A 6,869-nucleotide genomic window follows, 5' to 3' on the forward strand; every position below is an offset into this window, starting at 1 on the left:
ACCGATGGATCGCGTGTGGGCCTCCTCCGATGAGGCCCACACGATTAAGGAGATGAACGATGGCGACTCCGGAGTTCGTGCTGAAGCTGCGTGAGAAGATCGGCCATGACCTGTTGTGGATGATGGGCATCACCGCCTACGTGCGCGACGCCGAAGGGCGGGTGCTGCTCGGGCAGCGCTCCGACACGGGCAAGTGGGCGCTGGTGTGCGGCATCGTGGAGCCGGGCGAGGAACCGGCCGACACGGCCGTGCGTGAGATCAGGGAGGAGACGGGCATCGACGCGGTCGTCACCGACATGGTGGCGGTCAAATCCGACAACCGGGTGATCACCTATGGCAACGGCGATCGGACGATGTACATGGATCACCTGTTCCTGTGCGAGATCGATCCGGAGGGCAACGCCGAACCGTTCGTCGGCGACGACGAGAGCCTGAAGGTCGGCTGGTTCGATCCGGACGACCTGCCCGAGCCGATCACGCCGAGCACGGTGCAGCGCATCGGCTACGTGCACGAGTATCTGCGCAACAAGGCCGCAGGCGACAACCACGCGCTGTTCGCCTGCAACGGCAAGCTGCACTGATTCCGACCCGTCGTTCCGATCCGGCTCTGATTCGGCACCGACGACAACGCCCGACGTCACCATCGTTCATGGTGCCGCCGGGCGTTGTCATGTCCGGTGTTGCGCGCCGGTGCACTGCGCTACCGCAGCTTCACCGCCAACACGGTGTCGACCGGATCGGGCAGGACCGGATCGGCTCCCAGATCGGCGAATACGATATCCGGGTAGTCGCTGTGGGTCCAGCTCGTGGAGATCGGCACCTCCGCCCCGCTGGCCAGGTAGCGGATCGAATCGATCTGCTCCTTGCGCACTCCGATCAGGGGCAGTGCGCCGATGCTGTTCTCGTAGACGTGGAAGTAGAGCGTCTTGGTTTCGGCGTTCGCGGTGATGCGGCCGTATTCGGGCTTCGGCAGGTCGCTGCGCCCGCAACCGTAGATGCTGTCATGGTTCTCGTCCATCCATGCGCCGATCCGGCTGAGGATCTCCACGGATTGCTTCGGGAACCGGCCGCGGGCGTCCGGGCCGACGTTGAGCAGCATGTTCCCGCCCTTGGAGACGCATTCCACCAGTTTGCGGATGAGCATCGGCGCGGGCTTGAACGCATGGTCGTCGGCCGTGTAGCCCCAGCTGCCGTTCATCGTCACGCACGCCTCCCATGCCAGGTCGTTGCCGTGGACGTCCTGGATGCCGTTCGGCGGGATCATCTGCTCGGGGCTGACGAAATCGCCATGGTACGGCGTCGGCTCGCCAGCCGCCAGCGACCCGTATCCCTCGCCGCTGACCTCCAGACGGTTGTCCACGATGACGTCGGGCTGCAGCGAACGCACCATGTGCATCAGCTCGGTGCCCCGCCAGGCCTCGCCGCGCAGGTTGTCGTAGGAGAAGTCGAACCAGAGCACGTCGATCTTGCCGTAGTTCGTGCACAGCTCCCTGACCTGCGCGTGCATGTAGTCCAGATACCGGTCGAAGTCGCGGCCCTCGTCGCTTACGGACTCGTTGTTGCGATCGGGATGGTTGGCGTCGTGCCGATGCGGATAGTCGGGATGATGCCAGTCCAGCAGCGAGTAATACAAGCCCACGCGCAGCCCTTCGGCCCGGACCGCGTCCACGAATTCGCGCACGATATCCCGCCCGAACGGCGTGTTGGTCGATTTCCAGTCCGTGTACTGCGAGTCGAACAGGCAGAAGCCGTCATGGTGCTTGGCGGTCAGCACCACGTACTGCATACCCGCCTCCTTGGCGGCGCGGGCCCAGCGGCGGGCGTCGAAATCCACCGGATTGAACTCCTCGAAGTACCGGAGGTACGGCTCCTCGGGCATCTGCTCCACGCTGCGGATCCATTCGCCACGCGCCGGAATCGCGTACAGTCCCCAATGCAGGAACATGCCGAATCGGGCGTGGCGGTACCAGGTCATGCGACGCTCGTAGGCGTCCCTGTCGAAAACGAACAACGTAATGCTCCTCCTGTGCGGTTGATGATCGGAATGGTCACATGGTATCGAAATCGGGCGGAGGCACGCGAGCGCCCTCTCATGCCGGGACCTGACTGCGGCGCACCTCGTCGGCCAACGCCCACACCACATCGGTCACATGTCGCAGTTCGGACTCGCGGCTGGACTCCCGCCACGCGTCCGCCATCGCCTCGCCCCACTCCTCCAGGCGGCATGCGGTCTCCTCCGCGGACGGCGCGCATCCCTCGCCGTCCGCGTCGCAGCCGATCCCATGCATGCGCAGCAGATGCCAGCCAGCCCAATTCATCGCGGCAACGCCCTCGAGAGCCAGCATCGCCGAGCCGCCGAGCCGCGCACGCTCGCCCCTCATCCCGCCCAGCAGCCGGGCCAGCCGTTCCCGAACCGACATCAGCTCCATATCACGCGTCCCGACGTCGCCGATACGCGCCGCGAACGCCGTCAGCAACCGGCTTCGCGCCTGGCGCACATCCGCGGCCTCGGCGACACGCTCCGCCGGTTCCGGTCCGATGCACACGTCGCAGAACGCGGCCACATCCCCGTTCAGCACCGGCCGGTGGCAGGCACGGTCATAGGCGTGCATATCCAGTTCCAGATACCGCACGGCATCATCCCAGCCGAAGGTCGTGCACGCCGAGGCCTGGCGCAGCACGTCCACGAATCCGCCGGCCACACCGTATGTCAGCCGGTCGATCGCGCGATCGGTGGCCGTCTGGCCGCACTCGCCTCCCCCGTTCCAGCCGCACTGCGCCCCGTAGCACAGACCCGGCAGGCTCATCGCCGGGTCGTTGACATGCCCGTAATCACCCCAATCGGTGACGAGGATGCCTTCGGCGCGGTGCGCGGCGCCATACGCGGCCATGCGGGAGATGTTCTCCCACGCCGTGTCGATGCGCGGCAGCAGCGCGTTCCAGCAGTGTACCGCCGGGCACACATACTGCACGGCGCCGGTCGAGGCCACCAGGGCGGTGCGCGACTCGTCCACATCGGGTTCGTACTGCCAGTTCAGCAGGATGGCCTTGTCACGCAGCCGTTCCAACGCCTCCGGATGGCCGACCGCGATATCGGCCCACATCATCGGCTGCAGGCCGCGCTCCTCCAGATACGAGCACAACTCGGTCAGATAGCCGGCATACAGCGTGCCGACGCCCACGGCTTGGGCCTGTTCCGCCGAACGTCCCTTGCCCAGGTCGAAGGTCTCGTCGGCGCAGATGTTGAACGTACGAGACCGGAACAGCGGCGCATACTGGTCGATCAGGCGTTTCGCCAACGCCAGCGACTCGTCCATCAGCGGGTTGAGCGTATGGTGCTCCATCCGCTCGATGAGGCTGAACGGACGCCCCGCCTGTTCCGGGAATTCGCCGAGCCCTGCGTAGCGGTCCGTGCGCAGCGCCATGTACTGGTGCCCGAAGGTGGAGATGGACGGCACCAGTTCGATGCCCGCCTTCGCGCAGTATTCGTCCAGTTCGAGGATGTCGTCGGCCTCGAGCGTGCCCGTGCCGCGCCAGGCCTGGCTCAGACCGTCGAAACGGAACGCGTGCTCCACGTACAGCTGCAGTTGGTTGTACTTGTACAGCTCCAAGGTATCGACCAGGGCCTTCAGCGATGCGGGCGTGGGCACCCGCCCGCGGGTCACGTCCAGGTAGTATCCGCGCACCGGCAGCACGGGGGCATCCTCGATGTGCACCACAGGGACGGCCGGTCCCGAGTGGCGCACCAGCTGGCGGAACGTCTGCACGCCGTACCGCAGGCCATCCGCATCCCCGCCCACGATGCGGACCAAGGCGGAACCGTCGGCATGCCTGGCAACATCCAGGCGGTAGGACCGGTCGGCCATCGCGTCATCGATGTCCAGCCGGATGTCGCACCGCCCCACGCCGCCCCGACCCGAACGCCAGCGCAGCCCGGCGTACGTTTCAAGGTCCCGCCGGATCAGCCGCATCAGGTGTCCCGAAGCATCGCAGGCGGCCGCGGACGGGCCCTCCCCGATGCATCCGACCGCCGCCAGCACCGCGGTGGAACCATCCGCCCGCATCAGGCGGGGCGTTGGGATCAGGGGGATGTCGGTATGGTTCGTTGCGAGGGTCATGAGGGCTCCGATCAGCGTTTCGTGGATCGCGCGCCGAGTTGCGCGGTTGATGGCCGGGATTGGCGGCCGAGGTCACATCGTATCGACATTGGGCAGGATCATGCGGGTGCTCTCCCGCACGATGAGTTTGGGGGTGAGAATCTTGCGGTTCCCGGCCACCGACTCCCCCGCCAGCACTTTGAGCAGCAGGTTCGCCACCTTCGTGCCGTACAGGCTGGCGTCGCGGTGCACGGCCGTGATCGAGGGGAACGAGGTCTCGCAGATGACGCTGTCCTCGAAACTGACGATGGCCGGCAGATCGTAGGGGAACCGGCGGATGCCCGAATCCCAGGACATCATGTCGCTGGCCAGCATCACCGTGCTGAGCGCCCGCAGGCTTGCGGCGGCCATGCTATCGGTTTCGTAGATGAATGCGGTCGGGGGCTTGGCCTCCAGCAGCAGTTTCTGCGTCAGTTCAACCCCTCGCCCGGCGTCGAAGCCGGTGTCCTCCACCCAGATCTGGCTGAAATGGCTTTTCTTGTCGAACTCCTGCAGCGAGGCCACTCGCGACCGGCAGTAGTCCAATGACTTGTCCCCGTACAGGTATGCGATCCGTTTGTGCCCCAACAGGCTGAGGTGTTCCAGAATCGTGCCCATCGTCGCGGAGTCGTCGATGGACAGCGAGGGGATGGAATTGGAGGGGTCGGGACCGCCCGCCAGCACCGATGGCAGCCCCAATTCGGTCAGGAGCGCGGGGCGGGGGTCGCCGGCGTACAGGTCGACCAGGATCACGCCGTCGACGCGTTTGCGTCGCGCCCAATCGCGGTAGACGGCGATCGCCTCCTTGTCCGATGAGCATGGGCGGAAGAGCAGGCCATATCCCTTGCGGCTGAGCGACTGGTGGATGCCCGCCATGAACTGCATCATGAAGTTGTCGTTCTGGATGCCGTTGGCGGCTCGCGCGGGTGCGAACCCGATGGTCATCGTCCGGGATGAGCCGAGGGCTTGGGCGGCGTAGACGGGGCTCCACCCCAGTTTCGCCGCGGTCTCCTTGACGCGGCGCTTGGTTTCGGCGGAGACGCCGGGGCGATCGTTGATGGCGAAGGATACCGCGGTCTGGGAGATGCCCAGTTCGTCGGCGATGTCCTTCAGGCTGACGCGTTGGGACTGCTTCGAGTGCTCAACCGCTTTAGCCGCGGCGCGCTTGCCGGCCCCTGCCATCATGCCTCCTTATGTCATTCGTTCCCGCCATATCCATGGCACCGTTGCGGCGGACCCGATCCTGTCCGTCCGGGAACCCTGATTCAAGGATACCGTGTGCAAGCCGGCATCCGGTCGACGGATACGGGAACCGATGGCGTCCGCGATTGGCGGGACGCCACCGGTTCCGTTTCAGTCCGCTTCAGCGTTCAGGAATTCACGCCTTCCTGCGACGCCACACCGTCAGACCGATGCCGGCGACGGCAGCGGCGACGGCCACGGACAGCACCGCGGTGACGGCCGAACCGGACGAGGCCAGCGGCTTCTCATCCGCAGGCTTCTGGGCATCCGTATTCGGCTTGGACGTATCGTCCGGGCCACTGGGGGTTTCCTCCCCCTTCAGGGCCGCGGTCAGGGCGTCGACCCACTGGCCGACTTCGTCGGCGGTGTAGATCTTGCCGGTCAGACCGTCCACGGCGGCGTCGCGCGCGGTGCGCACGGTGTCGTCGTCATCGGCTTCCAGCGCCTTGTCCGCCTGCTCGATCAGCGACATGAGCTCGTCGATGTCGATATCCAGCAGACCGGCCTCCAGCGTCGGATCGTAGGTGTTGCTGAAGCCCTCGTCGTAGTCGCCGCCGAGCACGGCCTTGTTGACCTCGTAGAGGTTCGCGGCGGCAGCCGCCGCGGCGCCCGCCTCATCGGCGTTCAGGGCCACACCCTCCGCGGAAGCCAGCGACATGCGTTCGATGTAGTGGTTCGCGGCGGCCTTGGCCTGATCCAGCGGCATGCCCTGGGATTCGGCGATGGCGGTCTTGGTCCACAGCAGGTTCGACGGCACGATGCGGGTCAGATCGTCCTCGTAGTCGCGGCCGTCACGGTCCAGCGCGTACACGAACATGCCGCCCAGATCGTGCTCGTTGACGTACGAGGCCACTTGGTAGAAGTTGCTCTCCTCGTACGGCTCCGTGGCGTCATACCAACGGTTGTTCATGTCGCCTTCCTCCGGGAAGGTCAGGCCGGGCACGAACTCGCTGCCGATGTGCGGGGCGTAGTCACCGAACGCGTCGTCGGTGCGCTCGGCGTTCGAGCCGTACTGCTGGTAGGCCACGTAGTCGAAGCAATCGGCCACGTTCCTGAACGGCGCCAGGTCGGACGCGTTGGTGTCGTACAGGAACATCGTGCCGTCCGGATCGTCCGACTTGGGGCCGATGTGCTTGGACAGGGCGCGGATCACGTTGTCGGACACGGCGACGTCGGCCTCGTCCGGATGCGTCTCCATGTCGATGTCCAGACCGTCCAGGCCGACCGAGGTCATGTACTCGTCGATCACCTGCAGGGCGTACTCGTCATAGTCGGCCTCGGTGGCCTCCTGCTCGGTCAGTCCCTTGGCTTCGATGAAGTCGCGGAACCCGTCGACGATGACTCCCGTATAGTCCACGCCGCGCACGAGCTTGATGCCACGCGAATGCAGATACGGGGCGTAGTCGGACTTCAGCTTGTCGTAATACGGCTGGGCCAGCTCCTCCTGACCTGCCGGCACGTAACTGAACACGTTCACCACATCCACGCCAT

Annotated in this window: 5 protein-coding genes; 1 reads left to right on the forward strand and 4 read right to left on the reverse strand. The window is 65.7% G+C overall.

What is annotated here, in order from left to right:
* Positions 1-59: 59 nt before the first annotated feature.
* Positions 60-581: an NUDIX hydrolase gene (locus OU11_RS02425; RefSeq protein ID WP_033514248.1), complete on the forward strand. Its 522-nt coding sequence runs from the start codon at positions 60-62 to the stop codon at positions 579-581.
* 119 nt (positions 582-700) lie between these two features.
* Here the strand turns inward: OU11_RS02425 and OU11_RS02435 are convergent, their stop codons facing one another.
* From OU11_RS02435 to OU11_RS02450, 4 genes are all read right to left on the reverse strand, one after another.
* Complete coding sequence (locus OU11_RS02435) at positions 701-2,011, reverse strand: alpha-L-fucosidase (protein ID WP_188599660.1); 1,311 nt, start codon at positions 2,009-2,011, stop codon at positions 701-703.
* A gap of 79 nt (positions 2,012-2,090) precedes the next feature.
* The gene (locus tag OU11_RS02440; RefSeq protein ID WP_033514250.1) at positions 2,091-4,118 is read right to left on the reverse strand and encodes a beta-N-acetylhexosaminidase; all 2,028 of its coding nucleotides are present in this window, start codon (positions 4,116-4,118) and stop codon (positions 2,091-2,093) included.
* A gap of 72 nt (positions 4,119-4,190) precedes the next feature.
* A complete protein-coding gene (locus tag OU11_RS02445; RefSeq protein ID WP_033514251.1) occupies positions 4,191-5,318 on the reverse strand; it encodes a LacI family DNA-binding transcriptional regulator in 1,128 nt (375 codons plus the stop codon).
* Between the two features lie 196 nt (positions 5,319-5,514).
* Positions 5,515-6,869, reverse strand: a 1,355-nt coding sequence (locus OU11_RS02450; RefSeq protein ID WP_033514334.1) for an EndoS/ChiA family endoglycosidase, incomplete at its 5' end; no start/stop codon positions are given.

Origin of the sequence: Bifidobacterium pullorum DSM 20433 (assembly GCF_000771405.1) — a bacterium.
Taxonomy (GTDB): domain Bacteria; phylum Actinomycetota; class Actinomycetes; order Actinomycetales; family Bifidobacteriaceae; genus Bifidobacterium; species Bifidobacterium pullorum.